Below are 24,686 nucleotides of genomic sequence, written 5' to 3'. Positions count from 1 at the left end.
AAACATACCTTGTACCTCGTTCCCTTGGTTGTGTTGTGCATTGTCGAACAAGCCCAGCCTATTAGCCCGCGGGTGAGTCAACGGACCTGCAGCAGCGGAGCCATCCGTACGGGCGTCTGTGGATCGGCACAGAGGTTTAGCAGGATCAGATACGCAGCAACTCTAGCGGGTAGCCAGGCCCCGCAATGGGCAAGGTTCAGACAAGGCTTAGGTAAGGTTCAGGTAAGGGCTAAAGGGGGCTTACGCTACGCTGTTCTGACATCACGCCAAGCATCAGCGTTTCAGGTTTTATCAGGTTCCGAGTACAAGTTTTGACAAGCTCAGTCCGTTGCAGGTACCCACTGCCGACCTCAACATTCCTCAACATCCTGCGGATAGCGCTTCGATACCATGCCCATCACTCGAGCCGGGGCGACGACGACAGGAGGAGAAAGGTTTTTCCGAAGTCATTACGCGCGGGGAGTGGCTGAAACCGCCCAGCAGGGCGGTTCCGCTCGCTTGCCGGTTAGTGGCAGTGGTAGGTGCCACGCTTGGTGTCGTTATGGCAGCCAGCGCTATTGGTTCCTCCCGAGTGGCTATCAACGATAGTCTCGGAAGCAGGTACGCTCGCCTGGATAGACGCAGCACCACCCAGGAAGCCCAGCACGAGCAGGCTCATCATCAGTTTCTTCATCTTCGTTCCCCTTTATTTATTTTGGCGTGACGCGGAGCAGTTCTTGGTAACGGCCGTGCTTCAAGATAGGCCGAGAGAATCGGCGCCACATGCAGACCATAGCTCACAAACAGTCACATTTCTCTGACCCATGTCGAAGATGGGCCACCGAGTGAAGCACGAGGGTAAAGATTTTTTCCCAGTCGTCACGCGAGGGAAGATTTTTGTGGCATCACTACACGTCAATATCTCGACGGACGCCAGCAGGCAGCAGAGCAGTGGTTCATCGATGCAGGCAAACGTTCCAAGAGGGGCAGGGCGCCCCGCCTTGGCGCGGGTGGTGGCCTGGCCTCATTCACGCAAAGGACCCGGCCGATAACCGGCCGGGCCCCTCGTTGCGCGTCCTTACTGCACTCCCTCGTCCTTGGCATACCTTCCTTGGCACACGCTCATCCTGCCATTGTCGAGGCCAGGCAGGACAGATGGAATCTGTAAGCCATCGGCTCTCTGAATTGTGCGAAATCGCTTACAGCGTTGGCCCTCGTTCATCACGATACTGTATAAATATCAGTATCAGTGAACAGGGAGGCCTACGCCATGGCAAAGAACCCCAGTCCGACCGTACTGCCTGCCAAAGGCCGGCAGATCGTCCTTGAACGACAGCCTGACGAATCCCTAGCTGCCTGGGAGCAAACGCTGGCCGCCATCACTAGCTGCGGAAAGGCTACCGTCACACGCCAAACTGACGGCAGTGCTCTGATCTGCTGGCCGGCAGGGGAGGCGCTATGATTCCCCAACTCGAGATACTTGGACGATTCGACGAGGGCGCTGCCCTCATGCCGTTGCCGTACCCTCTGGCCCTGGGACGAGCTGGCCTCAGCGGTTTCCCCAGTCCAGCGCAGGACTACGAAGGCCGCACGCTCGACCTCAACGAGAGGTTTATCAAGAAGCCGGCGGCGACGTTCTTCCTCTCAGTCACCGGCGACAGCATGATCAGGCTGGGCATCCATGAGGGCGACACACTGGTCGTTGATCGCTCCATCGATCCTCGTCCGGGCCACATCCTTGTTGCCCTCGTCGACGGCGAGATTACGGTCAAGCGCTACGAGCTGCGCGGGGACGTGCCTTGCCTCTGTTCCGGCAACCCACGTTATGCCCCGATCCCCCTCGAGAACCTCGACTGCCAGGTCTGGGGCGTTGTCAGGTCTGTCATCCATGAGTACATGGTGTGAGCATGATCGGCCTGGTGGATTGCAATTCTTTCTACGTCAGCTGCGAGCGCGTGTTCCAGCCTCGACTGATCGGCCGACCCGTCGGCGTGCTCTCCAACAACGATGGTTGCGTCATCGCGCTATCCACTGAACTCAAAGCCCTCGGCATCAAGATGGGCACACCTGCATTTGAGCTTCAGCACATGGTACGCCGGGGGCAGATCAACCTGCTCTCGTCTAACTATGAACTCTACGGTGACATGTCGGCTCGGGTGCAGGAGGTGCTCCAGGAATTCTCTGCCGGCGTCGAGCCTTACAGCATTGACGAGATGTTCGTGAGGCTCGATGGCTTCTCATGCGAGCAAATGCTCGAGCATGCCCGGCAGCTTCATGATCGCGTGCGTCAATACACAGGTATTCCTGTCTGCGTCGGCGTCGCACCTACCCGAACGCTGGCCAAGTTCGCGAACAGGGCGGCCAAGAAGATCCCTGCTTACCGCGGCGTATGCGTGCTACAGGACAACACGGCGGAAACCCAAGCGCTGTTGCAACGCTTCGAGTTAGGCGACCTCTGGGGGGTCGGCAGGCGCCTGGTGGAGCGGCTTGCCGTGCTGGGCATCCGCACCGGTTGGGATCTCGCCCAGGTCGACCCGAAGCGCATCCGCCGCCAGTTCAGCGTCACGCTCGAACGCACGGCACTGGAGCTGCGCGGCATCAGTTGCATCGAAATGAACGATTTCCATGAGCCACGGCAGCGCATCATGACCAGCCGATCGTTTGGCAAGCTCACCGACAACATCGGCGAGATACGCGAGGCAATGCGACAGCACGGACAGCGCGGTGCCGAGAAGCTTCGCAGCCAGGGCAGTCTCGCCCGGGCTGTGCTCGTGTTTCTCAAGACCAACCCATTCAGGCAGGATCTGCCGCAGTACACGCCGAGCGCTGTGGTTGAGCTATCGCGGCCCACTGATGACAGTCGAGAGATTCTGCGCGCCGCCGGCTTCGCCCTACAGCGCATCTACCGCAGTGGGTACCTGTACCAGAAGGGAGGCGTGATGCTGCTCGACCTGATCGACGCTGATCGACAGCAGCTTTCGCTACTCGACACACCACAGAGCGACGCTGATCGGCAGCGAAGTGCGACGGTGATGAGCATTATGGACGAGCTCAACCAGCGAATGGGGCGCGGTACCGTCAGCCTCGGCCGACCGACGCCTGGCGCTGCCTGGCACCTGCGCTGCGCAAACCTCACTCAACGTTATTCCACCAGGTGGGATGAGTTGCTCGTCGCGAAGGCGCGATAGTCAGGCCGGGTTGATCAGTTCCGTGCCCTGGCCCTCGGCAGGTTTGTTGACGGCCCGGCTCACCGTCCAGTGCTCGATCAGGCCTGCATCGATGTGTCGGACTACGTTGCGGATGGTTTCACGGTCTGTCAGGTCAGGGTCCAGCCATGGCTCGATGCTCGCCTCGTCGAGTATCAGCGGCATTCTGTCGTGGACCTCGGCGGCGCTGCCGCGGGCTGGCTCAGTAAGGATCGCGCAGCCCAAGCTCCCATCCTCGCGCGAGGCGTAGATGCCGGCGAACGCGAACGGCTCACGGTCGGTTCGGGTCAGGTAGTGCGGCTGTTTGCCGGTCTCTGTGGCGATCCATTCAAACCAGCCGTCAGCGGGAACGAGGCAACGATGACGCGCGAATGCGTTCTTGAAGTAGCCGCTGGTGGCCACAGTCTCGACCCGGGCATTGATCGGCTGGGCAGCCTTGCCTTTCGCCCACTTCGGCCGGTAGCCCCACCAGAACTCGAGCTGCTCAGGTGGCTCGTCGTGCTCAAGCTGGCGGATCCCCATGACCCAGGTGCCGGGCGCCACGTTGAATCGTGGCACGACGTCGCTGAGCTCCAGCGGGATACGGAGAGCTCGAGACAGGGCGGGGGCTTTGCTGTAGATCGCGAATCGTCCACACATGCCTGCAGTGTAGCGAAAATGGGCCGGTCCTTGGCCCAACGCGCTTCCATGCCGAGGAAATGCCATGAGATGAAGGGTTCATGGCAAGGCCAAGGTTAACGGCCATGCGGCCCGGCCTCCATGGTCAATCACTGCAACCTTTGTAAGCGATGTCTCACGTAACTATGAGCGAGGGCTTACAGTGCCGAGTCGCGAACCCGAGTAAGCTTTTGTATCTCCGAAGCAGCTCCAGGCAGAAGGCCACGGACATGGCGCTCCACGCAATCCACTACCGCTTTTCGACGCTGGGCTCACACGCACTGTACTGCAGCTGTGGCAACTCCGAGATTCGGCGTGATCAGCAGTGGGCGACCTTCCAGGCGCAGACGCAGGGAAGCAATCGCATCGTGGCGTGCCGTGCGTGCGGATGGACTGATCTGGTCAGCTTCGACCGGAGGGTTCTCAGTTCCGCGGAGGCCCTCGTGGAGTGACAGGCTGTAAATTGGCGTCCCCGCGCAGACATGCGTATGCTCTGGACACCCTGGAAAGCGCTGGTAGGCTTGATCTCAAGTTGTTGAAGGCGCATATACAATAAGAAGACAAGGTCGTAGAATCGCGACCTCACACAGGAGAGGAGAAAGCATGGCTATCTCCGCGATGCAAGCCGCCAAGATCGCCTGCGAGGCATCTGGCTGGACGCTGAGCAACCTTCAGCTCCATAAGATCCTGTACATCGCGCATATGGTGTACTCCGGCAGTCACGAAGAGCCTCTTATCGGTGACGAGCGGTTTCAGGCATGGGCCTATGGCCCCGTACTGCCCTCGGTGTACCGCTACGCCTCAAGCTACGGCAGCTCCAGCATACGAAACATTTTCAACCACGTGCCTGATGCGGATCCGACCTCTGACGAATACCACACCATCGTTGATGCAGTGGAATCTTTGGGGGATATGGAGCCATTCCGTCTCGTGGATATCACCCATGAGCCGATCTCGGCATGGGCACATTGCTACATTCCTGGGGAGCGCCATGTTCCCATTGACCAAGATGCCATCCTGAATGAGTACAGACAGCGATTCCCCGAAACCGAATCCTGATCAGCAGGATCGCTTCCAAAAAATCAAAATGAGCGCTCAATCTCACTATCATGCCAGGAGCACGGCGGAGGTTGAGCTGGAAAATGATCTTGCCACAGAGCGAGACGGACGTCGGGAAGATCGCTTTCTCTTCGTCGTTGCCCTAGTTGTGATTTTCGATGTTTGGGCTCTACAGAGCGTCACCACTTGGACGTTGCCGATCGTCGTAGGGATCATAGAGCTCTTCGCGCTGTTGATTTTTGCAAGGCGTATGGGCGTTGAAGAGATACATTTCTGGCTGAATCAGCTCCTCCCGCGAATCAGCCTGGGGGTTAGGAAGCCTGAACCCTCTGGCGAGGAGAGCGATACGACGAAGCGTGACTGATTCCTCTCAACGCGTTTACGCCGCTACGCGATCCCGGATGAGCAGCAGGCAGGCCACTGGCGCTCGCGGCATCGTTGTGTAAGCCCATAGAAGGCGTTGTGCTGGTCTAGCAACCGCTAACTCAAGGGTGAAGCTTTATCGCGCCTAGCCTCTGCCCACCGCTGCATCCACTCCTCAATCTCATGCTCGAACCAGTAGTTCTGCGAACTACGTGCAGCACCATCCTTGAACGGCTTGGGAAACGTCTCGTCCTGCTCTCGCAGCTCATAGAGCTTGGCCTTTGAGCAGGCGATTTTCTCGCATACCTCGCGGGTTTTCAGGAAGCGTAGCGGGCGTTGCTCTACACGGTTCTGTAGGTAGGCCTCGACCCCTTGCTTTGCCAGCAGGCGGATGATGGCTTTGTGGCCTTCGGTGAGGTCGTCGGGGGCGGTGGGATCTGACATGATTGCTGTCCACTCAATGAGCTTGAGAGAACAGTATCGCCCTGAGAAACAAAAACCGCCTCATCTCTACCATTTCAGGCTTGATGGGCGGTTCGTTGGGTAGCTTAGCGAAGTGCGACTAAGTTACTGAAAAATAAGGGTGAGTGGCGGAGGGACAGGGATTCGAACCCTGGGAAGGCTCTCACCTTCGCCGGTTTTCAAGACCGGTGCATTCAACCGCTCTGCCATCCCTCCGGCTCACGGGGGCGAATATTACCAGTTATGCTCATAAGGTCAAGCGTCCCAGCCAAGGAGGCCGGATGTCATCTCATGCCAGTTCGCCAGTGCGGCCATCCGCCGCCGTGGCCGCCGCCGTGGTTCTCCGGGGGAGGGTGCTGATGGTGCGTCGGCGCAACCCACCCAATGCCGGCATGCTGGCGCTTCCGGGAGGGCGAGTGGAACCGGGCGAGCCGCTGATGGAGGCTGCCATACGCGAATTGCGTGAAGAGACCGGCATCGTGGCCGACCCAGAACGGGTGCTGACGGCCATCGATCAGTTCCAGTACGACGACGAAGGTTGCCTGTTGAGCCACTTCGTCATCGTGGTGGTGATCTGTCGTTGGGTCGCTGGAACCGCTATCGCGGGTGACGATGCCAGTGAGGTTCAATGGCTCGACATCGCTCGGATTGGCTGCGAATCGAGCCTCTGTGCCAGCGCCAGGCGTATCGCCCTCGAGGTGCTCGCAGAGACATCGAGACGATGAAGGTTCGTTGAGTCTTGTAGAACTAAGGACTTGCGCCGGGAACCAACCAACGGCATCCTTGGTCAACAGCAGAGATCAAACCAAGATCAATCACAGGGAGCTCTGGATCAATGGCCTATCACGACACACATGTGGCCCAGCACTCGTCACAGGCTGTCAGTGCCAACAAGGTGCTGCGCAACACCTATGCGCTACTGGCGATGACACTGCTGTTCTCCGCCGTCACAGCGGGTGCCGCCATGGCCATGGGCATCGAGCGGATGAACATCCTGGTTTTCTTCGTCGGTGCATACGGCTTGATGTTCCTGGTGCACAAGACCGCCAACTCGGCCATGGGCCTGCTGGCAACCTTCGCCTTCACTGGCTTCATGGGTTTTACCCTCGGTCCGATCCTCAGTGCGTACCTGGCCCTGCCCAACGGTGCCGCGCTGATCATGAATGCCCTGGCAATGACCGCGCTGACCTTCATTGGTCTCTCCGCCGTGGCACTGGTAACCAAGAAGGACTTCAGTTTCCTGGGCAACTTCCTCATGGCGGGTGCCATCGTGCTGATCCTGGCCATGGTGGCGGGCCTGGTCTTCCAGATCCCCACCCTGATGCTCATGGTATCGGCAGGCTTCGTGCTGTTCTCCTCGGCCGCCATTCTCTACCAGACCAGCGAGATCGTGCATCGCGCCGGCGAGACCAACTATATCCTCGCCACCATCACCCTGTACGTCTCGATCTACAATCTCTTCATCAGCCTGCTGTCGCTGCTTGGTATCATGAGCAGCGACTGAAAACCGACAGGTCAGGCATCGCCAGGCCCCGCCGATGCGGGGCCTGCGTGTTTGAGAAAGCAGGAACTACCATGCGCTATGGTCTACTCGTCGAGGGAGCGCCCTACAGCAGCCAGGCTGCCCATTCCGCATTGCGCTTTGCCTCGGCGCTGATCGCGAAAGGGCACCGACTGGAGGGCGTCTTCTTCTACCATGACGGGGTGTACAATGCGGCACGTCTTGCCGCACCACCCCAGGACGAGCCGCACCTGTACGATGCGTGGTGCTCGCTGAATGCCGAGCACGGCACTCAACTGCAAGTCTGTATCGCCGCCGCACTGCGACGTGGGCTACTCGATCCACGGGAAGCCGACCGTCATGGCAAGCTGGACCATAGCGTCGAAGCGCCCTTCGAGTTGACGGGGCTCGGCCAACTGATCGATCTGGGGCAAGCGGTCGATCGGCTGGTGACCTTTGCCCCCTGAGGAAGCGACGATGACATCCCGTATGAGTGTCAACGGCGATTTACTGGTCATCCTGCGGCATGCGCCACACGGCAGCAGTTGGCTGCGCGAGGGGCTCGATGCGGCACTGGTGGCCGCCGCCTTCGGGCAGTCGGTAAGCCTGTTGTTCCAAGGCGACGGTATCCTGGCCCTGGCCAGGGAGCAGCAGGTTGGCCCCCTGGGCCAGAAGGGCACTGCGGCCACCCTGGACATGCTGGAGATGTACGACATCGAGTCGCTGCACTTCGACCTGGAGGCATGCGAGCGTTTCGGGCTAACCCAGCAGGACCTGCAGCTCCCCGCCGCTGGGGTCGATGCCAGTTCGATTCCACAGCTGATCGCCGGGCATCGGCTGGTCCTGACATTCTGAATGCCCCCTATCTGCGAGGATGCCCATGATCCTGCACATTCTCAATCGACCGCCCAGTTCGAGCCTGGTCTATCGCGACGCGCTCGCCGCGATGGGCAGCGGGGACCGGCTGCTACTGATCGAGGATGGCGTCCTGGGCGCCATGACGGCACAGGTGCGCCACTTCCAGGCGATAGATGGACACCTATTCGCCTTGCGCGAAGATCTGAGCGCGCGCGGGCTTCTGGGCCAGTGCGACGCGAGCGTTCAGGTCGTCGATGTGGATGGCTTCGTCACCCTGACCGAAGAGGCCGACAAGACAGTGAGCTGGTTCTGATGGCTTCAACCGAGATCGATCGCTACCTGCACGTCGGCGATGAGCCTATCGCGCTCGACCCCGAGGGCTATCTCGTCGACCTGACGATATGGACTCCAGCCGTGGCCGAGGCCCTTGCTGCAGAGGAGGGGAGGGAGCTCACAGCGGAGCACTGGGAAGTGATCGAGGTGATTCGCGGTTTCTATTCACGCTACGAGGCGTCGCCGGCCATGCGCCCGCTGGTCAAGGCGGTAGGCCAAGCCCTGGGGCCGGAAAAAGGCCGTTCGCTGCACCTGATGAAACTCTTCCCTGACAGCCCCGCCAAGGTGGCGGCTCGCCTTGCCGGGTTGCCGAAGCCCGCCAACTGCCTGTGATGGCCGCGACATGAATTTCCTCGCCCATGCCTGGCTTGCCCGTGGAGGAAGCGATGACTTCCTTTATGGCAACCTGATCGCAGACGGCGTAAAGGGGGGCGATCTGTCGGCGTGGCCGGACGAGGTTGCCAATGGCATTCGTCATCACCGCCGTGTCGACGCCTTCGTCGATACGCACCCGGTGGTACTCGCGGCACGCAGGCGTGCACCTCAGGAGTATCGGCGCTACGCAGGTATCGCCCTCGACCTGGCGTGGGATCACTTCGTGGCACGGGAGCTCGCACTCGACAGGCAGGAATCCCGCCTGGTACTACGCAGCTACCGGGTACTCGGCCGCCATCCCGCCCCGGCCCGCCTGGAGCGCATGGTTCCAGCGCTGGTCGCCCAGGACTGGCTGCACCGTTATGCCGACTTCGGCTTCACCTGCGATGCGGTACGCGGTATCGGCCAGCGCCTCTCGGGCCCCAATCGTCTGGCGGCATTGGTACCCTGGCTGAAAGAGGATTATGACGGCCTCGAACGCGACTTCCGGCAATTGTGGCCGACAGTCACCGACGCCCTTGAAGTTCCCGCCCCCTGACCCGCCCGGCTCGATCGAGCCGACACCATCTTCCAAAATTCCGGACTCGTCACCACGGCGGCATCTTGTCGGTAATTACCCAGGTTCGCGGCTGGTGGAAATCCTGCAGCTGGCGGTGCAGTGACCTTCAGCAATCTTATCGCCTCCGGCAGCAGAGTCGGGGCAAGCGAAGTGACGACTCCTACCACGACTCGGCCGCCCAGTCCTCGATGCAGGGCATCGACGTCGAACTCGGCCCGTTCGATCTGCTGCACGACTTCCCTCGCATGCGTGGCCAGTGGCCAGCCTTTCCCCAATGGGGGTCAGGACGATGCGGTTGCCCTGTCGTTGCACGATGGGGGCATCCAGGGCCCGCTCGATTTCGCCGATCTGTTTGGAAATCGCGGGCTGAGTGACATTCAGTTCCTGCGCCACGCGACTGACCTGTCCCATCTCGGTCAGCATGGCGATCGTGCGCAGGTGCCTGAGTTTCAACACGTGCTTGAAGAATCGCTTGATGTCCTGATTGGCTTCCGGCATCTCGGTGTTCTCGATAGAGGAGTCGCTGCTGGCCCACTAGTTGAAACCGGCGAGGAGCAGCCCTCGTGAGTCAACGTCGAAGTGCTTCTCGAGAGCAGAGCGAGCCGCACCGGGATCACGTGCAGCGATCGCCTCTGCGATCGCTGCATGCAGAGCCATGACCTCCTCGCGCGCAGTCTCCGAGGTGCGATAGCGCCAAACGATGGCGTTGGTGTCGCGCATGGTGGCAGTCAGGGCCGATACCAGTACCGGAAACAATGGATTCCGTGTCGCCTGTGCCATCGCTATGTGAAACGCGATGTCGGATTCGGTCATTTCCTCAACCTCGTCGCGCGCCAGCCGCATCCGGTCGACCAGATCCAAGAGCTCACGCGCCTCGGCCTCGCTGCGTCTCACTGCCGCCAACTCCACGATACGCAGCTCGATGGCACGTCGCGCATCCAGCAACTATGAGCGCGATGCGGCCCTCTTCGAGCGTTTGCTCGAGGGCGCGCTGGAAACCGGCGTGATCGTCGATGCGGTGATCCCGAAATCCGAGGCCGAGCGTCGCGCCCTGTGGGATGTGCGCGAGAATTTCGAGGCCATGCTCGCGGGGCGAACGACCTTCCTCTACGACGTGAGCCTGCCGATCCGGCAGATGGCCAGCTATGCGGAAGCCGTCAGGCAGCGAATCGTCGCTCGCTGGCCCGCCGCGCGCTGTATCCAGTTCGGTCATATCGCCGACGGTAACCTGCACCTCTTCATACAGCCCGGGTGCGAGGATGCCGATCACCTGGCAAGCGACGAGGCAGTCTACGCGCCCTTGCTCGACGTGGGTGAATCGGTGTCGGCCGAGCATGGCATCGGAGTCGAGAAGAAGGCCTGGCTTGCCCGGAGCCGAAGCGAGACCGAGGTCGAGCTCATGCGTACCCTCAAGCGTGCCTGGGACCCCAAGAATCTGCTCAACCCTGGGAGAGTGTTTTCGCTGTAGTGACCGGCTTCAATCGCCCCAGAGCCAGAGGCAATCGATCGGATCTCCCTCCTTGATGTGAGAGTCCGCCGGAATCACCGCCAGTGCATCGGCATCCACGCAGGAGGAGAGCACACCGGAGCCCTGATCCGGAAAGGCGTGCGCTACGATGCCACTCTGATCCATGCTCAGTCGGACACGCATATAGTGCCGCCGAGGCCCGGTGTGGGTGGAGAATGCAGCACTCGCTGGCAGCGTCGGCAGGCTGGCCAGGCGAGGGCAGGCGAGCAGGGCGCCCATCAGAGGGCGCAGGAAGAGCCAGGCGGCAACGAAGCTGGAGACGGGATTGCCAGGCAGGCCGACGAAGCGCACTTCGCGCCCATCTCTGGCGGGGAGCCTCCCCAGCGCCAGGGGTTTGCCGGGCTTGAGAGCCAGACGCCACAGGTCGAGCTGGCCGATGGCCTCGAGGGCAGCCTTGACATGGTCCTCCTCGCCGACGCTGACGCCGCCAGTGGTCACCACCACGTCGGCCTGTTCCGCCGCCAGCGCCAGCATGGCGCGTGTGTCTTCTGCGTCATCGGGCATCGAGGCGCTGAAGGAGACCTCGGCACCAAACCGTTCCAGCAAATCCCGCAGCATGGGCCGGTTGCTGTTGTAGATCTGGCCGGCGGCCAGCGGCTGGCCAGGCTCGACGATTTCGTCACCGCTGGTGAGCAGGGCGACACGCGGCCGTCGACGCACCGACACCTCGACGATGCCCTGGCTCGCCAGATGCCCCAACGCTGCGGCATCCAGGCGCTGCCCGCTGTCGAGCAGCACACCTCCCGCCGTTACATCGCTACCACGATGGCGTACGTTGTTGTCCTTCGGCACCTGTACCGGCATGAGTGCTTCACTACCGTCGACCTCTACTTTTTCCTGCATCACCACGCAATCGGCGCCGGGCGGCAGCGGGGCACCGGTGAAGATCCGCGCGCAGGTGCCCCGAGCGAGAGGAAGTGGTTGGCTGCCCGCCGCAATACGCTGGCTGATCGGCAGGCGTCGTCCAGCATCATCATGATGCAGGGCGTAACCGTCCATCGCGCTGTTGTCGAACGGCGGCACGTCGAGCCGGGCAACGACCTCGTCGGCCAGAATCCGCCGTCCGGCCATTTCACAGGCCACGATTTCCGCTTCCACCGGGGCGAGGTCCTTGAGCAGGGCGGCAAGGGCCGCCTCGATGGACTGCAGTTCAGACATGCTGACCTCGTTCGGGAATGACCAGGTTGGCGAAGTTGCATGGCTTGTGCCGGCTGTCGAGCTGTTCGGCGAGCAGGCCGTCCCAGGCCGTGCGGCAGGCACCGCTCGATCCCGGCAGACAGAACACCGCGGTGGCGTTGGCCAGCCCGCCGAGACAGCGGCTCTGGATGGTCGAACTGCCGATCTCCTGCCAGGAAAGCTGGCGGAACTGCTCGCCGAAACCCTCGATACGCTTGTCCAGCAGCACCGATACCGCTTCGGGGGTGGAATCCCGGCCGGTGAACCCGGTGCCGCCGGTGGTCAGAATCACCTGGACCTCAGGGCTGGCGATCCATTCGGAGACCACGGCACGGATACGGTAGACATCGTCGATGACGATGCGTCGCTCGGCCAACTGATGTCCCGCCTCGGTGAGCCGCTCGGCGAGCAGGGCGCCGCTACGGTCGCTGTTGAAGTCGCGTGTATCGGAGACGGTCAGTACCGCAATCCTGAGCGGGATCATGGCCTCGCTCATGATTGCGACTCCCGCTTGCGCGCCTGCCGTTCCTCGAAGGCGGCCTGCTGCTCCGGAGTGGCCTCGCGCTGGTACTTGGCCTTCCACTCCGCATAAGGCATGCCATAGACGTACTCGCGCGCGGTCTCGTAGTCGAGTTCGGCCCCCTGGTCGTCGGCGGCGGCCACCAACCACTTGGACAGGCAGTTGCGACAGAAGTCGGCAAGAATCATCAAGTCGATATTCTGCACGTCCTTGTTGGCGTCCAGATGCTGAAGCAGGCGACGGAAGGCGGCGGCCTCGAGCTGGGTGCGTGTGGCGTCGTCGAGATGCTGCATGACATTGGCTCCTGATTGAGTCGACTCAGGATAACAAAAAGATGCAACCATTTGACGAATCAGGCGGTGTCCCCGCGCGTACAGACCGAGAGTACCACCGCATCCTCATCGCTCACCGAGACCAGCGCGTGCCCCATGTCGCTGTCGAAATAGATGCTGTCGCCACGTGACAGCTGCAGCGGTTCGTAGAATTCGGTGTAAAGCTGTATCTCGCCCTCCAGCACCATCAGGAACTCTTCGCCGTCGTGGCGCACCCATTCGCTGAACTCATCGAAGCTGCGCGCCCGTACGATCGTCTTGAAGGGAATCATGCGCTTCTGGGCCAGCTCGCAACTGAGCAGCTCGTGCTCGTAGGTCGGCGTCGGGTGGCGCTGCCCATCGCCCTGGCGGGTCAGGTCTCGGCGGCCCATGGTGCGTGGCTGCGCCTTCGGTGGTGTCAACAGCTGCGGCAGGTCGATGCCCAGGCCGTTGATCAGTTTCTGCACCGCGGTGAACGTCGGCGAGATCTGATCGTTCTCGATCTTGGACAGTGTGGAACGCGCCAGGCCGGTACGCTGGCTGACATCTTCCAGCGTCCACTGGTTGGCCAGGCGTATTTCCTTGAGCCGTTCACCGAGACGCAGCGGCTCGACGAACGCTTTGCGTCCCGAGGCGATGCGCAGTGCGGCCTGCTGGTCGGTAGTGGTGGACATTGATGAGTTCACTATAGGAAACAGAGTTTCCCGAAGCGTACCACAGAAGGGGGCCGCGCACCGGCCGGAAGGCGCCTTCGCGATGCGTGTAACCGACACTTGCCGGCTCTGATTCAACCTTCGAAGGGCAGACCGAGCAGCGCCTTGACGTGCGCCTCGGCGCTACGCCCCAGAGAGTCCAGGTCGTAGCCGCCCTCCAGCACCGAGACCAGTCGATTGTCGGCATACAACGCGGCGATGTCCAAGGCCAGCCGGGTGATCCAGTAGTAGTCCTCGTCTTCCAGGCACAGCTCGGCCAGGGGGTCGTCACGATGGGCGTCGAAACCGGCCGAGACCAGTACCAGCTCGGGCTTGAAGGCGTGCAACGCCGGCAGCCAGTCGTCCTCGATTGCGCGGCGGAAGGCGGCGCTGTCGGTACCGGCCTCGAGTGGCGTATTGACCACGTTCTGCCATTCGCTGCGCAAGTAGCGCCAAGGGTAGAAGGGGTACTGGAAGCTCGTGCAGATCTGGATGTCCGGATCGTCCTTGAAGATATCGATGGTACCGTTGCACTGGTGCACATCGAAATCGAGGATGGCGATACGGCGTGCCCCGTAGCGCGCGCGAGCATGCGCCGCGCCGACGGCGACATTGTTGTAGAAACAGAAGCCCATGGCATCGGTGGCTTCGGCATGATGCCCGGGCGGCCGCACGGCGCAGAACACGTTGTCGGCCTGACCGCGATATACCTGATCGACGCCGCGGATCACGGCACCTGCCGCCACCCGGGCGGCTTCCAGGCTGTCGGGATTCATGAGGGTGTCGCCATCAAGGCTGATGATGCCCGACTCGGGCAGGCACTTGTCGAGCGCGCGCAGGTGGCCCAGTGGGTGTACGCGGGCGAGTTCTTCTTCGCTGGCGGGGCGGGCTTCCGATTGCATGGTTTGCTGCAGCAACCCACTGAGGGCCAGGCGGGCACGGATGGCCTCGAGGCGCAGGGGGCTTTCGGGGTGCTCCGGGCCCATATGGTGAAGGTCGCAGTCCGGGTGCGAGATGAACGCCGTGATCATATGGAACTCCAGAGTGACTGAAGTCACCTTAATGCGCGCAAGCCCTTGCACAACAGTGTCAATAAGTCGTACACAAGGAGGCATCCACTGCTCTGCTGAGGTGACGTCTTGAGCACCCGATTCCTGCGCCACTTCTTCGAACCCCGCACTATCGCGGTCATCGGCGCCTCGGAAAAGCCCCACTCCATCGGTGGCATCGTGATTCGCAACCTGCAGGAGGCTGGCTTTCCGGGAACGCTGTGGGCGGTCAACCGCAAGGGCTACGAGGCGGTCTTCGACCAACCCTGTGTTTCGCGCGTGAGCGATTTGCCCGAGACGCCCGACCTCGCCGTCGTCTGTACCCCGGCCGACACCCTGCCCAAGGTGATCACGCGCCTGGGGCGAATCGGCGTCAAGGCGGCATTGGTACTCTCCGGCGGCGCACACCTGGACGAGGCCGAAGGGAGCAAGGGCTCGATCCGCGAGCGCATGCTGACGGCCGCGCGCGAATCGGGCATCCGTGTGCTGGGGCCGGAGTGCATGGGCCTGATCGTACCGGGCCGCCATATCAACGCCTCCTATTCCAGTCAGCCGGTCAAGGCGGGCAAGGTCGCCTATCTCGGCCAGTCGGGCATGCTCGGCAACGCCATGATCGACTGGGCAGCAGGACGCGGCATCGGTTTCTCGCACCTGATCACGGTAGGGGACAGCGTCGACGTGATGCTTCCCGACCTGATCGATTACATCAACCAGTACGCTGCGACCCAGGCCATCCTGCTGCACCTGGAGCGCATCCATGACGCCCAGCACTTCATGACCGCCTTGCGCGACGCCTCGCGGCACCGCCTGGTCCTGGCAATCAAGAGCGGGCGCACTCCGCAGTCCGATCTCTCCGGTATGCCGCCGACACCGGGTATCGCCAACCGCGACGTAGTCTTCGATGCCGCCTTCTCGCGTGCCGGCGTGGTACGAGTCAACGACTCCGACGAACTGTTTGACGCGCTGATGACGCTGTCGCAGATGAAACCGCTCAAGGGCGACCGGCTGGCCATCGTCTCCAATGGCCTGGGGCCCGCCATGCTCGCCATCGACAAGCTGATCAATGCCGGCGGGCGGCTGGCAAGCTTCAGCGAGGAGACACGCAGTGCGCTGCGTCAGGGCGAGTTCGACATGAGCAAGCCCGGCGAGAATCCGGTGGATCTGGGTGGAGACGCCGCACCGGAGCGCTTCGTCGACGCACTGGAGATCGTCGCCGCCGACCCCGGGGTCGATGCCGTGCTGGTGGTGCATGCCCCCACGCGCCTGGCGCCGTCGAAGATCACCGCCCAGGCGCTGATCGCCAACCGCAAGCGCTTCAGGCGCAACCTGCTGACCAGTTGGATGGGACTGGAGGGCGCCCTCTACGCGCGCCACGAGTGCAGCATGGCGGGCATCCCCACCTATGTCTCGCCGGAAAAGGCGGTCAAGGCGTTCATGCACATGGTCGACTACCAGCGCGTTCAGGCGCTGCTACAGGAGACGCCACCGAGCCTACCGTTCAGTACCACGGCGGACATTCGCGCCCGCTGCCACACGCTGATCGAGCAGGCCAGAACCGAAGGACGCGAGACCCTGTCGCACTCCGAGGCGGCACAGGTCCTCGAGGCCTACGGTATTCCCGTGGCTCCGAGCCGCTACGTGCACACACCCGAGGAGGCCGCGGCGGCAGTGCAAGCGGGAGAGGGCCCCTGGGCATTGAAGGTGGTCCACGACGGCAATTGCCGTCCGTTCCGCTATCGCAAGCATCCTCACCGCATTTCGGCTGGTCTGCTGCAGGACCTCCACGAGCCGGGCCAGGTCGCCGAAGGGCTCTCCCGACTCGGCGACAAGGTGCATGAGAAGTTCCCGCCGGTGAAAATTCGCGAGTACTGCCTGCAGCCGATGCAGCGCGGCAAGCAATCGATGCAGCTCTGCGCCGGCATTACCCGTGATCCGGTATTCGGCCCGCTGATCGTGTTCGGCATCGGCGGTTACAAGGTCAACATCCTGGCCGACCGACAGGTGGCGCTGCCACCGCTGAACATGACCCTGGCTGCTGACGTGGTCGGGCGCACCCACGCCGCGCGGCTGATTCAGGAGCACTCCAGCGATCCCGAGCGCGACCTGGAAAGGCTGTGTCAGCTACTGGTCAAGCTGTCGCAGATGGCCTCGGACCTGCTCGAGCTGCGCGGGCTGGAGCTCAACCCCTTGCTGCTCAATCGCGACGGCATGCTGGCGGTGGACTTCGCCCTCGACCTGGGCACACCAGCGCGCTTTGCCATCATGCCGTACCCCGAGGAGCTGCGTGAGTGGGTGACGTTGAACAATGGCATGCAGGTCGAGGTGCGCCCCATCCGCGCCGAGGATGCGCCGCTGATCACCAGCTTCCACAGCCAGTTGTCGGAGGAGAGCATCCGCTTTCGCTATTTCCACAACAAGTCCGACCTCAGCCAGCGCGATCTATCGATTCTCTCCCACATCAACTACGACCGGCAGATGGCCTTCATCGCCGAGCACCAGAATGAAGACGGCAGCAAGGAGATGCTCGGCGTGGTGCGGGTGTGGAACGATCCCGACAACATCCGCACCGAATTCTCCATCATCGTACGCGACGACATGGCCGGACAGGGGCTCGGCAGTCTGCTGATGAGGAAGATGATCGCCTACTGCAAGAGCGTGGGCACGCTGGAGATGATCGGCAAGGTGATGGTCGACAACCACCCCATGCGGGCACTGATGAAGCACCTGGGTTTCCGCTGCCGCTACAACATGGAGGAACAGGTGGTGGATGCGGTGCTGCGTCTCAACGAGCCTGAGAGCGAATGGCAGCGGCATCGGCTGGAGAGCCTGCCGGACTGAAGACGTCGGGAATGGGTGCCGAATACGGCACCCATTCAGAAGAGCGGCGAGACGGTTCAGGGCGCCAGGCGGAAGGAGCGCCAAGTTTCGTCGCGAAACTCGTAGCGGATTCGGTCGTGTAGCCGGCTTGGCTGCCCCTGCCAGAACTCGATCATGTCGGGGATCACACGGTACCCGCCCCAATGCCCGGGACGCGGAATCTCCTGGCCCTCGTAGGCTTGCTCGAAGCGGTGCTGACGCTCCTCGATCCAGTGGCGATCGGGGATCACCACGCTCTGAGTAGCCACCCAGGCACCCAACTGACTGGCGCGGGGGCGGCTGTTGAAATAGGAATCCGATTCCTCGTCGCTTACCGCCTCGACCCGGCCCTCGACGCGCACCTGACGCCCCAGGGAAGGCCACCAGAACACCAGAGCGGCATGCGGCACATTGGTCAGTTCGCTGCCCTTGTGGCTGTGGTAATTGGTGTAGAACACCAAGCCGCGGTCGTCATAGCCTTTCAGCAGCACGATGCGCGCATGGGGCAGGCCTTGGCTATCCACGGTAGCCAGCGTCATCACGTTGCCGTCCTCGCCCTCGGCATCCAGCGCCAGCGTCAGCCACTCGTCGAACAGCACCATGGGTGCCGCGGGCACCATGCCTTCCTCGAGTCTGCCACCCTCGTAGTCGCGCCGGATGTCGGCGATGTTGCGTGTCATGGCGTACTCCTCGTCCTTTTTCTCAATGGTCGCCGCTGTGGGGCAACAGCACAACACCTGCGGCTTGACCAACATCACTTATTTCGACATCCGCACACCGCCGGCATGTCCTTGCGCTTCACCCACCGCGCGCCGCCTTGATCTGGCGACTGCGAAAGCGGGCATAGAACATGCACCCGGCAAACAACGCCAGAGCGGCCATCGACTCGGCAACGCCCAACAGCCCCTGGCCTGGCAACGTAGCCAGCATCACGCCCTGAACGAAGTACAGCAAACTGACGAAGGACAGCCAGGCGTGTCCCCTGGCTCGCCTCCCCAGAATCGAAGGCAGAAAGAGCATGAGCGGCAGGGTACGGATCAGAATCGGTGTCAGCGGGTTACTGCCTGCCTGCATCGCCAAGCCACTCCAGACCAGCAGGGCCAGTAGCACCACATAGCTGGTGAGAACCAACTGGCGGCTGCGCTCGGTGAGCAGATCCAGCCCGTGGCGCGCCTCGAGCCCCTCGACCCATCGTCTCATGAGTTCTCCCTATGGCTGCCAAGAGCCAGGGCCAGCCGGGCCAAACGCTTGCCCTGGGCGCGCACCAGTCGACGCTCGGTATCGGCCAGGGGCTGGTCGCTGCGCTGACCGGCCACATGGCTGGCCCCATAGGGGGTGCCACCGGCGGTAGTGGTCATCAGGTCGGTCTCGCTGTAGGGCAGGCCGGCATAGACCATGCCGTGATGCAGCAGCGGCAGCAGCATGGAAACCAGGGTGGTCTCCTGGCCGCCATGCAGGCTCGAGGTGGAAGTGAAGGCAGTCGCAGGCTTGTCCACCAGCGCTCCGTTGAGCCACAGGGCGCTGGTCGAATCGATGAAGTATTTCAGCGGCGCCGCCATGTTGCCGAAGCGAGTCGGGCTGCCCAACGCCAGGCCGGCACAATGGCGCAGGTCATCCAGATCGGCATAAACAGCCCCCTCGTCAGGAATCTCGGGGGCGACGGCCTCGCAAGTCGGCGAGACCGGTGGCACGGTACGCAGCCGTGCCTCGATGCCGGGACAGGACTCGACACCGGCGGCCAGTTGCTCGGCCATGCTGCGCGTGGCGCCATGTCGTGAGTAATACAGGATCAACACGTAGGGAAGGGAGTCGCGCATCGTGGCTCCAGTCAGAGAGGCGGGGAATCAGTCGTTCGCGTGGAGCAGGGCGAGTACGTCTTCCGGCGGACGACCGATCACGGCGCGCTTGCCGTCATCGGCGATTGGCCGCTCCATCAGCTTGGGATGGCTGACGATGGCCGCGATCACCTGTTCCTGATCCTGCAGGTCGGTATCCTCGACTTCCTGCCACTCCGCTTCCTGGGTGCGGACCAGCGCCTCTCCATCGGCGTCCAAGCGCGACATGAGATCGCGCAACTCCTCCTCGTTCAACGGCTCGTCGAGATAGCGGCGCACCTTTACCTCGGCGCCATGCTCCTCCAGAAGAGCCAATGCCTGGCGCGACTTGGAACAGCGGGGGTTGTGGTAAAGCGTAATGGCCATGCGAGACTCCTAGATCCTTGGAAGACTGGTCCATATTGTAGAAGGGCGGCCGTGTCGGCCACAACCGCAGCCATCCCGAATCCCCGCTTCGATCAGATGGTTGCGCCACCGATAGCGGGGCGCTGCAGTTCACTCAGGCGACGATACACCCAGACCATACGGCCGTCCTCAAGGCGCATGGGCACGCGCTCGTAGCGAATTCCCAGACGCTCGTAGCGATCCAAACGTTGCAGCTCGCCAGCATCCACCACGATGACTTCGCCTTCTACCCGCTCTCCCGGCGCCTCGGCCAGATCCAGCCCATCACGTCGAAATCCCTCGAGGGAGGCCGGCTCGGTTTCCCCGGCCCGCCCCATCACCACCCAGCGGATCGGCGCAAGGCGCAACGTGCCATAGACGAATACCGCATGCTCGCCTTCCTCGATGTCGGGCAAGTGATCGGGACGCTCATAGGTAAAAGGGCTCAGCATGGTGAGCCACAGCCATCCCAGCACGGCCAGCATGACGACCAGCGCGGTGATGACAAGATAACGACGATGCATGCGATCTCCTGTCGTTGGGCTGCTGCCATCCTGCCATGGCAGAAGGGGGTGAGTCCGGTTCAATGCCGGAGCAAGGCTTGCTAGGATGCAAAGCAAGGCTCGACACAGCGGAGGATGCCCCATGAATCAGTCAGCGCACGAGGACAAGGACTTCAGGGCATTGATGGGAGACGTGAAGCCGGTGCGCAGGAGCGCCAATCGAGCCGACCCGGGCCCGCGCCGCTCGCGCCCCACCGAGGCACAGTTGGCGCGGCGCGAGAGCGCTCAGGAAGAGCTCGCCCGGGACAGTTTCCTGTCGGACGACTTCGTCGAACTGCTGCCGCCGTTCGACCCCATCGTGTTTCGCCGTGACGGCATCCAGCAGGGTGTCGTCGACCGCCTGCGTCACGGTGGCTATGCGGCTCAGTCACGCCTGCATCTGCTGCGCCGCCCACTGGCCGAGTGCCGGCGGGCGTTGCCTCCCTTCATCCACGAGGCCTACGCCCATGACTTGCGCTCGGTGCTGATCGTGCACGGCCGGGGTCAGGAGATCGACAGTCCGGCCAACGTGCTGCGCTCCTACCTTGCCAAATGGCTCGCGCAGTTCGACCAGGTGCAGGCCTACGTGTCGGCCCAGCAGGCCGACGGCGGACTGGGGGCGACCTGGGTCATGCTGCGCAAGAGCGAGCGGGCGAGGGCGGATAACCGCGAGCGCCAGCAGAAGCGGCGCGGCTGATCCTCAGAACGACAAAAAGCCGGCACGTGGCCGGCTTTTTCTTTCAACACCGAGTTGCGGCAAGCCCAGGCTAGGCCAGGGCCGGCTCACGCTCCAAGGCTTCGCGCATGCGTTGACGGAACAACGGTTCGGCCACGTCGACGGCCGGCTGATAGGCACGACTGAAGGCATTCAGAGCCTGCAGGGCGTCCTCCAGCCACTGGTCCTCACGCAGCGACAGGGCATCGAACCCGCAGCGGGTGAGGAAGAAGACTTGGTCGATGAGTACGTCGCCGACGGCACGGATCTCGCCATCGTAGCCGTAGCGTTCGCGCAGCAGCCGTGCCAGGCTGTAGCCGCGACCATCGGTGAACTTGGGAAAGTCGATGGCGATCAGCGGCGCGCCAACCAGTTCCTCGGCCAGTTCCGGCGTCAGCTCGGTATCGCTCGACAGCCAGGGCGCCAGTTCATGGCTACGCTCCGACGCCTGCCAGCGTGCCAGGGGCACGATGGCAGGGGAGTCGGGCAGTGCCGCCTCCTCGTCGCGAACCAGTACCCAGCGATCCTCGGCCGGCTTGCCGCCGCGAATGAAGGGGCGTACTGAAGCGTCTTGATCAGGCATATACCCGCTCCTTGAAAGGCTTGAGGCCGATACGGCGATACGTCTCGATGAAGGTCTCACCCTCGGCTCGCTCGCCGACGTAGACCTGCAGTACCTTGTCGATGACCTCGGGCACGCTCTCGCGATCGAACGAGGGGCCGAGGATCTTGCCCAGCGAGGACTCGTTACCCTGAGCGCCGCCGAGCGAGATCTGATACCACTCCTCGCCCTTCTTGTCGACGCCGAGGATGCCGATGTGACCGACGTGGTGGTGGCCGCAGGCATTCATGCAGCCTGAGATATTGAGATCCAGCGGCCCCAGGTCGTAGAGGTAATCGATGTCCTCGAAGCGCTCCTGGATGGCCTGGGCGACCGGGATCGACTTGGCGTTGGCCAGGGAGCAGTAATCGCCACCGGGGCAGCAGATCAGGTCCGCGAGGGTACCCACGGTGGGGTTGGCCAGGCCGAGTTCCTGCAAGCGCTGCCAGAGCTCCTCCAGGCGGTCCACCGCCACGTCGGCCAACACCAGGTTCTGCTCGTGGGTGACGCGAATCTCGCCATGGCTGTACTCGTCGGCAAGATCGGCCACCTGATGCATCTGTTCCCAGGTCAGGTCACCGGGCGAGTGGCCACGGCGCTTGAGTGACAGGGTGACCGCCTTGTAGCCCGGTACCTTGTGGCCATGCACATTGTTGGTCACGAAGCGGGCGAAGGCTCGGTTCTCACTACGCAGGCGCTCGAAGTCGGCAATCGCTTCCTCGCTGACGGCGCGGCGTTCCGGATCGACGAAATGCGACTGCATCGCCTCGACCGCTTCGCGGGTCAGCGTCTGCGGGCCATTCTTGAGGTGCGCCCATTCGGCATCGACCCGACGGCGGAACTCCTCGACGCCCAATGCCTTGACCAGGATCTTGATGCGCGCCTTGAACTTGTTGTCGCGGCGGCCGAACTGGTTGTAGACGCGCACCAGCGCTTCCAGATAGGTCAGCAAGTGCTGCCACGGCAAGTCGTCGCGTACCACCTCGCCGATCATCGGCGTGCGGCCGAGGCCGCCACCGGCCAGCACCTTGACCCGAACCTCGCCCTGGTCGTCGCGCCACAGGCGCAAGCCCACGTCGTGAACCTGGATAGCGGCGCGATCCTCGGCGGAACCGGTCACGGCGATCTTGAACTTGCGCGGCAGGTAGGTGAATTCGGGATGGAACGTCGACCACTGGCGAATCAGCTCGCACCAGGGGCGCGGATCGACCTCTTCATCCTCGGCAATGCCGGCGAACTGGTCGGAAGAAGTATTGCGGATGTCGTTGCCGCTGGTCTGGATCGCGTGCATCTGCACGCTGGCCAGCTCGGCCAGCATGTCGGGGACCGTTTCCAGCTTCGGCCAGTTCAGCTGCAGGTTGGTGCGAGTGGTGAAATGCCCGTAACCACGGTCGTAGTCGCGCGCCAGGTCACCCAGCTTGCGCAGCTGATACGAAGCCAGCATGCCGTAGGGAATGGCGATGCGCAGCATGGGTGCGTAACGCTGGACATAGAGTCCATTCTGCACGCGCAACGGCAGAAATTCTTCGTCGCTGATCCGGCCGGCCAGATAACGATTCATCTGGTCGCGAAACTGGGCGACGCGTTCATTGACCAGAGTCTGATCATGGGTGTCGTAGCGATACATTCAGCCGGTCCTGCTGCTAGGGGATTGGCGAAGCGTCAGGGGGCACCATAACGCCCCTGGCATATTCTATGAAAGAATAAATATTTATATTTTTTATACGTAAAAGCATATAAAGCGTCAAGTCACGTGGCTCAAAGCTGCAACCGCAACCAATGGCGGCGCTGCCAGATCATGGCAAACCACAGCGAGTTCAACGCACGGTAGCCGAGTTGCACCCACCAGATGCCCAGCAGCCCTTGCTCCATGACTATGCCGACCCACCACGCCAGCGGCAGGAAGACCAGCCATTGCAAGGTAAGCGTGGTGGTCATCACGGTGCGGTTGGCACCGGCGCCGAGCAGGGCCTGTCCCAGCACCAGGGCGGCGGCATCCAGCACGATCATGATTGCGGTGAGTTGCAACGGCAGGCGTGCCAAGGCTATCAGTTCGCGGTCGTGCAGGAAAATGCCCAGTATCCCATCGGGAAACAGGGCCATGGGTAGTGCCAGCACTGCCAGGCACAGCCAGGCCAGACGCACCACGTCCCAGCCCCAGCGATGGGCATCACCATGGGCCTGCTGGCCCAGCGACTGACCCACCAGGCTCATCGCCGCCATGCCCAGGCCCACGCCGGGCAAGATCAGCAACAGCGAAAGATTCACCAGCACGTGGCCGACGGCAACGCTGGCGGTATCGATCCGGCCCAGGATCCAGAACAGCACCGCATAGCCGGCTGCGAACCACAGCTGCTGAAAGGAGTGCGGCATCGCCAGGCGCAGGGTGGCCAACAGGGTAGGATGCCGCGGCAGGCTGACGAGGAATCCACTGGGCACGGCACGGCGGAAGCTGAGCAGCACCCAGAGCCCGAGGCCCACGAACAGCGAAAGGCTGGTGCCCGCGCCGGCACCAGCCGCCCCCATGGCCGGCAGGCCTGCATAGCCGAAGATCAGGCCAATGCTGGCCGCCACGTTGACGACGTGCATCACCAGCATGATGCGCAGGTAGAAGCCGCTCTGCTCGATGCCGTTCCAGTAACCGCGAAAGCAGAAGATCATCGCTACGGCAATGAGCGACAGCACCCGCCAACGAAAGTACTCTGCTGCCACGTCGTTCACTTCTGCGCTGGGATTGAGCAATAGCATCAGCAGCGGGGCCTGCCACAGGCAGAGCAGAGTGATGGGCAGCGACACCAGCAGAGCGATGACCAGCCCGGCATTGAGCGGCAGGGCTCGCAGGTGCCAGGCACGCTCACCGTGTCGCCACGCGGTCTGCGCCTGCACGCCGGAAGAGAGCCCGAACACCAGCGCGGTGATCAGGAACATGGCATAGCCGCCGATACCCACGCCGGCCAACGGCACTTCGCCGAGCGAGCCGACGAGCGCCGCATCGACCAGGTTGATCAGGCTCTGGGTCAGCATTGCGGCAATGATCGGCACGGCGAGGTTCAGAATACGCCGGCGGCGAATCGAGTCGGGTAGCATCCGTCTATCGCAGGTTCTGCCAGGCGCCCACGCCATGG

The 24,686-nt window shown here is 62.5% G+C and carries 32 protein-coding genes and 1 tRNA gene; 14 read left to right on the top strand and 19 right to left on the bottom strand.

Features of this window, described 5'->3' with window-relative positions; translation table 11 throughout:
* Positions 1–505 precede the first annotated feature (505 nt).
* Positions 506–673: a YHYH domain-containing protein gene (locus tag ACRWQA_RS10495; RefSeq protein WP_434227583.1), complete on the bottom strand. Its 168-nt coding sequence runs from the start codon at positions 671–673 to the stop codon at positions 506–508.
* Positions 674–1,437: 764 nt separating this feature from the next.
* On the opposite strand from ACRWQA_RS10495, the gene ACRWQA_RS10485 reads away from it, so the two are divergent.
* Positions 1,438–1,884 (top strand): LexA family protein, encoded by a 447-nt coding sequence (locus ACRWQA_RS10485; protein WP_434227579.1) that lies wholly within the window; start codon positions 1,438–1,440, stop codon positions 1,882–1,884.
* A gap of 2 nt (positions 1,885–1,886) precedes the next feature.
* Positions 1,887–3,167, top strand: coding sequence for a Y-family DNA polymerase (locus ACRWQA_RS10480; RefSeq protein WP_434227578.1), 1,281 nt, complete (start codon positions 1,887–1,889; stop codon positions 3,165–3,167).
* Here ACRWQA_RS10480 and ACRWQA_RS10475 read toward each other — a convergent pair whose 3' ends face one another.
* Positions 3,168–3,824: an SOS response-associated peptidase gene (locus tag ACRWQA_RS10475; RefSeq protein ID WP_434227707.1), complete on the bottom strand. Its 657-nt coding sequence runs from the start codon at positions 3,822–3,824 to the stop codon at positions 3,168–3,170.
* Between the two features lie 621 nt (positions 3,825–4,445).
* Here ACRWQA_RS10475 and ACRWQA_RS10470 point away from each other — a divergent pair.
* Together ACRWQA_RS10470 and ACRWQA_RS10465 are read left to right on the top strand one after the other, a co-directional pair.
* A complete protein-coding gene (locus tag ACRWQA_RS10470) occupies positions 4,446–4,901 on the top strand; it encodes a Panacea domain-containing protein (RefSeq protein ID WP_434227576.1) in 456 nt (151 codons plus the stop codon).
* On the top strand, positions 4,864–5,265 hold the full coding sequence (locus ACRWQA_RS10465; protein ID WP_434227574.1) for a hypothetical protein: 402 nt from the start codon (positions 4,864–4,866) through the stop codon (positions 5,263–5,265). The genes ACRWQA_RS10470 and ACRWQA_RS10465 overlap by 38 nt, the downstream gene beginning before the upstream one ends.
* 116 nt (positions 5,266–5,381) lie before the next feature.
* Here the strand turns inward: ACRWQA_RS10465 and ACRWQA_RS10460 are convergent, their stop codons facing one another.
* Positions 5,382–5,708, bottom strand: coding sequence for a helix-turn-helix transcriptional regulator (locus ACRWQA_RS10460; RefSeq protein WP_434227572.1), 327 nt, complete (start codon positions 5,706–5,708; stop codon positions 5,382–5,384).
* A gap of 144 nt (positions 5,709–5,852) precedes the next feature.
* Positions 5,853–5,942 (bottom strand) — tRNA-Ser (locus tag ACRWQA_RS10455).
* 65 nt (positions 5,943–6,007) lie between these two features.
* Here ACRWQA_RS10455 and ACRWQA_RS10450 point away from each other — a divergent pair.
* The 7 genes from ACRWQA_RS10450 to ACRWQA_RS10420 all read left to right on the top strand — a co-directional run bounded on the left by ACRWQA_RS10450 (position 6,008) and on the right by ACRWQA_RS10420 (position 9,331).
* Positions 6,008–6,451 (top strand): NUDIX hydrolase, encoded by a 444-nt coding sequence (locus tag ACRWQA_RS10450; protein WP_434227570.1) that lies wholly within the window; start codon positions 6,008–6,010, stop codon positions 6,449–6,451.
* Between the two features lie 110 nt (positions 6,452–6,561).
* Positions 6,562–7,230: a Bax inhibitor-1/YccA family protein gene (locus ACRWQA_RS10445; RefSeq protein ID WP_263579932.1), complete on the top strand. Its 669-nt coding sequence runs from the start codon at positions 6,562–6,564 to the stop codon at positions 7,228–7,230.
* Between the two features lie 71 nt (positions 7,231–7,301).
* Positions 7,302–7,694: a sulfurtransferase complex subunit TusD gene (gene tusD, locus ACRWQA_RS10440; RefSeq protein WP_434227568.1), complete on the top strand. Its 393-nt coding sequence runs from the start codon at positions 7,302–7,304 to the stop codon at positions 7,692–7,694.
* A gap of 10 nt (positions 7,695–7,704) precedes the next feature.
* Positions 7,705–8,082, top strand: coding sequence for a sulfurtransferase complex subunit TusC (gene tusC, locus ACRWQA_RS10435; RefSeq protein ID WP_434227566.1), 378 nt, complete (start codon positions 7,705–7,707; stop codon positions 8,080–8,082).
* 25 nt (positions 8,083–8,107) lie between these two features.
* Positions 8,108–8,398, top strand: a complete 291-nt coding sequence (tusB, locus tag ACRWQA_RS10430; protein WP_434227564.1) for a sulfurtransferase complex subunit TusB — start codon at positions 8,108–8,110, stop codon at positions 8,396–8,398.
* Complete coding sequence (locus ACRWQA_RS10425) at positions 8,398–8,751, top strand: TusE/DsrC/DsvC family sulfur relay protein (protein ID WP_434227562.1); 354 nt, start codon at positions 8,398–8,400, stop codon at positions 8,749–8,751. The genes tusB and ACRWQA_RS10425 overlap by 1 nt, the downstream gene beginning before the upstream one ends.
* A gap of 10 nt (positions 8,752–8,761) precedes the next feature.
* The gene (locus ACRWQA_RS10420) at positions 8,762–9,331 is read left to right on the top strand and encodes an acyl carrier protein phosphodiesterase (RefSeq protein ID WP_434227560.1); all 570 of its coding nucleotides are present in this window, start codon (positions 8,762–8,764) and stop codon (positions 9,329–9,331) included.
* Positions 9,332–9,406: 75 nt separating this feature from the next.
* Here ACRWQA_RS10420 and ACRWQA_RS10415 read toward each other — a convergent pair whose 3' ends face one another.
* Positions 9,407–9,850, bottom strand: a complete 444-nt coding sequence (locus ACRWQA_RS10415) for a LysR family transcriptional regulator (RefSeq protein WP_434227558.1) — start codon at positions 9,848–9,850, stop codon at positions 9,407–9,409.
* A 36-nt stretch (positions 9,851–9,886) separates the two neighbouring features.
* On the bottom strand, positions 9,887–10,246 hold the full coding sequence (locus tag ACRWQA_RS10410; protein WP_434227557.1) for a FadR/GntR family transcriptional regulator: 360 nt from the start codon (positions 10,244–10,246) through the stop codon (positions 9,887–9,889).
* A gap of 28 nt (positions 10,247–10,274) precedes the next feature.
* On the opposite strand from ACRWQA_RS10410, the gene ACRWQA_RS10405 reads away from it, so the two are divergent.
* A complete protein-coding gene (locus ACRWQA_RS10405; protein WP_434227555.1) occupies positions 10,275–10,820 on the top strand; it encodes an FAD-linked oxidase C-terminal domain-containing protein in 546 nt (181 codons plus the stop codon).
* A 9-nt stretch (positions 10,821–10,829) separates the two neighbouring features.
* Here the strand turns inward: ACRWQA_RS10405 and ACRWQA_RS10400 are convergent, their stop codons facing one another.
* From ACRWQA_RS10400 to ACRWQA_RS10380, 5 genes are all read right to left on the bottom strand, one after another.
* On the bottom strand, positions 10,830–12,038 hold the full coding sequence (locus ACRWQA_RS10400) for a molybdopterin molybdotransferase MoeA (RefSeq protein WP_434227553.1): 1,209 nt from the start codon (positions 12,036–12,038) through the stop codon (positions 10,830–10,832).
* Positions 12,031–12,552 carry a molybdenum cofactor biosynthesis protein B gene (gene moaB, locus ACRWQA_RS10395; RefSeq protein WP_263579946.1) on the bottom strand — a complete coding sequence of 174 codons (522 nt, stop codon included), beginning with the start codon at positions 12,550–12,552 and terminating at the stop codon, positions 12,031–12,033. Before moaB ends, ACRWQA_RS10400 begins: the two co-directional genes overlap by 8 nt.
* Positions 12,549–12,869, bottom strand: a complete 321-nt coding sequence (locus ACRWQA_RS10390; RefSeq protein ID WP_263579947.1) for a DUF1244 domain-containing protein — start codon at positions 12,867–12,869, stop codon at positions 12,549–12,551. The genes moaB and ACRWQA_RS10390 overlap by 4 nt, the downstream gene beginning before the upstream one ends.
* A gap of 59 nt (positions 12,870–12,928) precedes the next feature.
* Entirely contained in the window at positions 12,929–13,561 is a 633-nt protein-coding gene (locus ACRWQA_RS10385; RefSeq protein WP_263579948.1) for a helix-turn-helix domain-containing protein, read from the bottom strand.
* Positions 13,562–13,674: 113 nt separating this feature from the next.
* On the bottom strand, positions 13,675–14,610 hold the full coding sequence (locus tag ACRWQA_RS10380) for a histone deacetylase family protein (RefSeq protein ID WP_263579949.1): 936 nt from the start codon (positions 14,608–14,610) through the stop codon (positions 13,675–13,677).
* Between the two features lie 108 nt (positions 14,611–14,718).
* On the opposite strand from ACRWQA_RS10380, the gene ACRWQA_RS10375 reads away from it, so the two are divergent.
* Positions 14,719–17,466 carry a bifunctional acetate--CoA ligase family protein/GNAT family N-acetyltransferase gene (locus ACRWQA_RS10375; RefSeq protein ID WP_263579950.1) on the top strand — a complete coding sequence of 916 codons (2,748 nt, stop codon included), beginning with the start codon at positions 14,719–14,721 and terminating at the stop codon, positions 17,464–17,466.
* A 56-nt stretch (positions 17,467–17,522) separates the two neighbouring features.
* Here ACRWQA_RS10375 and pdxH read toward each other — a convergent pair whose 3' ends face one another.
* The 5 genes from pdxH to ACRWQA_RS10350 form a co-directional block, all read right to left on the bottom strand.
* A complete protein-coding gene (pdxH, locus tag ACRWQA_RS10370) occupies positions 17,523–18,164 on the bottom strand; it encodes a pyridoxamine 5'-phosphate oxidase (protein ID WP_434227550.1) in 642 nt (213 codons plus the stop codon).
* A 118-nt stretch (positions 18,165–18,282) separates the two neighbouring features.
* Complete coding sequence (locus tag ACRWQA_RS10365) at positions 18,283–18,684, bottom strand: DUF2069 domain-containing protein (protein WP_263579952.1); 402 nt, start codon at positions 18,682–18,684, stop codon at positions 18,283–18,285.
* A complete protein-coding gene (gene wrbA, locus ACRWQA_RS10360) occupies positions 18,681–19,301 on the bottom strand; it encodes an NAD(P)H:quinone oxidoreductase (RefSeq protein WP_434227548.1) in 621 nt (206 codons plus the stop codon). Before wrbA ends, ACRWQA_RS10365 begins: the two co-directional genes overlap by 4 nt.
* Positions 19,302–19,328: 27 nt before the next feature.
* Positions 19,329–19,685 (bottom strand): arsenate reductase (glutaredoxin), encoded by a 357-nt coding sequence (arsC, locus tag ACRWQA_RS10355; RefSeq protein WP_434227547.1) that lies wholly within the window; start codon positions 19,683–19,685, stop codon positions 19,329–19,331.
* 92 nt (positions 19,686–19,777) lie between these two features.
* Positions 19,778–20,227 carry a gamma-glutamylcyclotransferase family protein gene (locus ACRWQA_RS10350; RefSeq protein ID WP_434227546.1) on the bottom strand — a complete coding sequence of 150 codons (450 nt, stop codon included), beginning with the start codon at positions 20,225–20,227 and terminating at the stop codon, positions 19,778–19,780.
* Between the two features lie 121 nt (positions 20,228–20,348).
* On the opposite strand from ACRWQA_RS10350, the gene smrA reads away from it, so the two are divergent.
* Positions 20,349–20,942 (top strand): DNA endonuclease SmrA, encoded by a 594-nt coding sequence (gene smrA, locus ACRWQA_RS10345; protein ID WP_434227544.1) that lies wholly within the window; start codon positions 20,349–20,351, stop codon positions 20,940–20,942.
* 70 nt (positions 20,943–21,012) lie between these two features.
* Here smrA and ACRWQA_RS10340 read toward each other — a convergent pair whose 3' ends face one another.
* The 3 genes from ACRWQA_RS10340 to ACRWQA_RS10330 all read right to left on the bottom strand — a co-directional run bounded on the left by ACRWQA_RS10340 (position 21,013) and on the right by ACRWQA_RS10330 (position 24,648).
* Positions 21,013–21,543: a DUF934 domain-containing protein gene (locus ACRWQA_RS10340; protein ID WP_434227543.1), complete on the bottom strand. Its 531-nt coding sequence runs from the start codon at positions 21,541–21,543 to the stop codon at positions 21,013–21,015.
* The gene (locus tag ACRWQA_RS10335) at positions 21,536–23,188 is read right to left on the bottom strand and encodes a nitrite/sulfite reductase (RefSeq protein WP_434227541.1); all 1,653 of its coding nucleotides are present in this window, start codon (positions 23,186–23,188) and stop codon (positions 21,536–21,538) included. Before ACRWQA_RS10335 ends, ACRWQA_RS10340 begins: the two co-directional genes overlap by 8 nt.
* Before the next feature lie 131 nt (positions 23,189–23,319).
* Positions 23,320–24,648: an MATE family efflux transporter gene (locus ACRWQA_RS10330; RefSeq protein ID WP_434227539.1), complete on the bottom strand. Its 1,329-nt coding sequence runs from the start codon at positions 24,646–24,648 to the stop codon at positions 23,320–23,322.
* Between the last annotated feature and the right edge of the window lie 38 nt (positions 24,649–24,686).

The sequence above is a fragment of the Billgrantia sp. C5P2 genome, assembly GCF_051062895.2.
Note: the sequence above shows the minus strand (reverse complement) of the source record. Positions and strands in the feature narration are given on the sequence as shown.

What these genes read in the sequence shown, in the direction of transcription:
- ACRWQA_RS10495 (WP_434227583.1), bottom strand. Translation starts at nt 673, where the DNA reads ATGAAGAAACTGATGATGAGCCTGCTCGTGCTGGGCTTCCTGGGTGGT.
- ACRWQA_RS10485 (WP_434227579.1), top strand. Translation starts at nt 1,438, where the DNA reads ATGATTCCCCAACTCGAGATACTTGGACGATTCGACGAGGGCGCTGCC.
- ACRWQA_RS10480 (WP_434227578.1), top strand. Translation starts at nt 1,887, where the DNA reads ATGATCGGCCTGGTGGATTGCAATTCTTTCTACGTCAGCTGCGAGCGC.
- ACRWQA_RS10475 (WP_434227707.1), bottom strand. Translation starts at nt 3,824, where the DNA reads ATGTGTGGACGATTCGCGATCTACAGCAAAGCCCCCGCCCTGTCTCGA.
- ACRWQA_RS10470 (WP_434227576.1), top strand. Translation starts at nt 4,446, where the DNA reads ATGGCTATCTCCGCGATGCAAGCCGCCAAGATCGCCTGCGAGGCATCT.
- ACRWQA_RS10465 (WP_434227574.1), top strand. Translation starts at nt 4,864, where the DNA reads ATGAGTACAGACAGCGATTCCCCGAAACCGAATCCTGATCAGCAGGAT.
- ACRWQA_RS10460 (WP_434227572.1), bottom strand. Translation starts at nt 5,708, where the DNA reads ATGTCAGATCCCACCGCCCCCGACGACCTCACCGAAGGCCACAAAGCC.
- ACRWQA_RS10450 (WP_434227570.1), top strand. Translation starts at nt 6,008, where the DNA reads ATGTCATCTCATGCCAGTTCGCCAGTGCGGCCATCCGCCGCCGTGGCC.
- ACRWQA_RS10445 (WP_263579932.1), top strand. Translation starts at nt 6,562, where the DNA reads ATGGCCTATCACGACACACATGTGGCCCAGCACTCGTCACAGGCTGTC.
- tusD (WP_434227568.1), top strand. Translation starts at nt 7,302, where the DNA reads ATGCGCTATGGTCTACTCGTCGAGGGAGCGCCCTACAGCAGCCAGGCT.
- tusC (WP_434227566.1), top strand. Translation starts at nt 7,705, where the DNA reads ATGACATCCCGTATGAGTGTCAACGGCGATTTACTGGTCATCCTGCGG.
- tusB (WP_434227564.1), top strand. Translation starts at nt 8,108, where the DNA reads ATGATCCTGCACATTCTCAATCGACCGCCCAGTTCGAGCCTGGTCTAT.
- ACRWQA_RS10425 (WP_434227562.1), top strand. Translation starts at nt 8,398, where the DNA reads ATGGCTTCAACCGAGATCGATCGCTACCTGCACGTCGGCGATGAGCCT.
- ACRWQA_RS10420 (WP_434227560.1), top strand. Translation starts at nt 8,762, where the DNA reads ATGAATTTCCTCGCCCATGCCTGGCTTGCCCGTGGAGGAAGCGATGAC.
- ACRWQA_RS10415 (WP_434227558.1), bottom strand. Translation starts at nt 9,850, where the DNA reads ATGCCGGAAGCCAATCAGGACATCAAGCGATTCTTCAAGCACGTGTTG.
- ACRWQA_RS10405 (WP_434227555.1), top strand. Translation starts at nt 10,275, where the DNA reads ATGGCACGTCGCGCATCCAGCAACTATGAGCGCGATGCGGCCCTCTTC.
- ACRWQA_RS10400 (WP_434227553.1), bottom strand. Translation starts at nt 12,038, where the DNA reads ATGTCTGAACTGCAGTCCATCGAGGCGGCCCTTGCCGCCCTGCTCAAG.
- moaB (WP_263579946.1), bottom strand. Translation starts at nt 12,552, where the DNA reads ATGAGCGAGGCCATGATCCCGCTCAGGATTGCGGTACTGACCGTCTCC.
- ACRWQA_RS10390 (WP_263579947.1), bottom strand. Translation starts at nt 12,869, where the DNA reads ATGCAGCATCTCGACGACGCCACACGCACCCAGCTCGAGGCCGCCGCC.
- ACRWQA_RS10385 (WP_263579948.1), bottom strand. Translation starts at nt 13,561, where the DNA reads ATGTCCACCACTACCGACCAGCAGGCCGCACTGCGCATCGCCTCGGGA.
- ACRWQA_RS10380 (WP_263579949.1), bottom strand. Translation starts at nt 14,610, where the DNA reads ATGATCACGGCGTTCATCTCGCACCCGGACTGCGACCTTCACCATATG.
- pdxH (WP_434227550.1), bottom strand. Translation starts at nt 18,164, where the DNA reads ATGACACGCAACATCGCCGACATCCGGCGCGACTACGAGGGTGGCAGA.
- ACRWQA_RS10365 (WP_263579952.1), bottom strand. Translation starts at nt 18,684, where the DNA reads ATGAGACGATGGGTCGAGGGGCTCGAGGCGCGCCACGGGCTGGATCTG.
- wrbA (WP_434227548.1), bottom strand. Translation starts at nt 19,301, where the DNA reads ATGCGCGACTCCCTTCCCTACGTGTTGATCCTGTATTACTCACGACAT.
- arsC (WP_434227547.1), bottom strand. Translation starts at nt 19,685, where the DNA reads ATGGCCATTACGCTTTACCACAACCCCCGCTGTTCCAAGTCGCGCCAG.
- ACRWQA_RS10350 (WP_434227546.1), bottom strand. Translation starts at nt 20,227, where the DNA reads ATGCATCGTCGTTATCTTGTCATCACCGCGCTGGTCGTCATGCTGGCC.
- smrA (WP_434227544.1), top strand. Translation starts at nt 20,349, where the DNA reads ATGAATCAGTCAGCGCACGAGGACAAGGACTTCAGGGCATTGATGGGA.
- ACRWQA_RS10340 (WP_434227543.1), bottom strand. Translation starts at nt 21,543, where the DNA reads ATGCCTGATCAAGACGCTTCAGTACGCCCCTTCATTCGCGGCGGCAAG.
- ACRWQA_RS10335 (WP_434227541.1), bottom strand. Translation starts at nt 23,188, where the DNA reads ATGTATCGCTACGACACCCATGATCAGACTCTGGTCAATGAACGCGTC.
- ACRWQA_RS10330 (WP_434227539.1), bottom strand. Translation starts at nt 24,648, where the DNA reads ATGCTACCCGACTCGATTCGCCGCCGGCGTATTCTGAACCTCGCCGTG.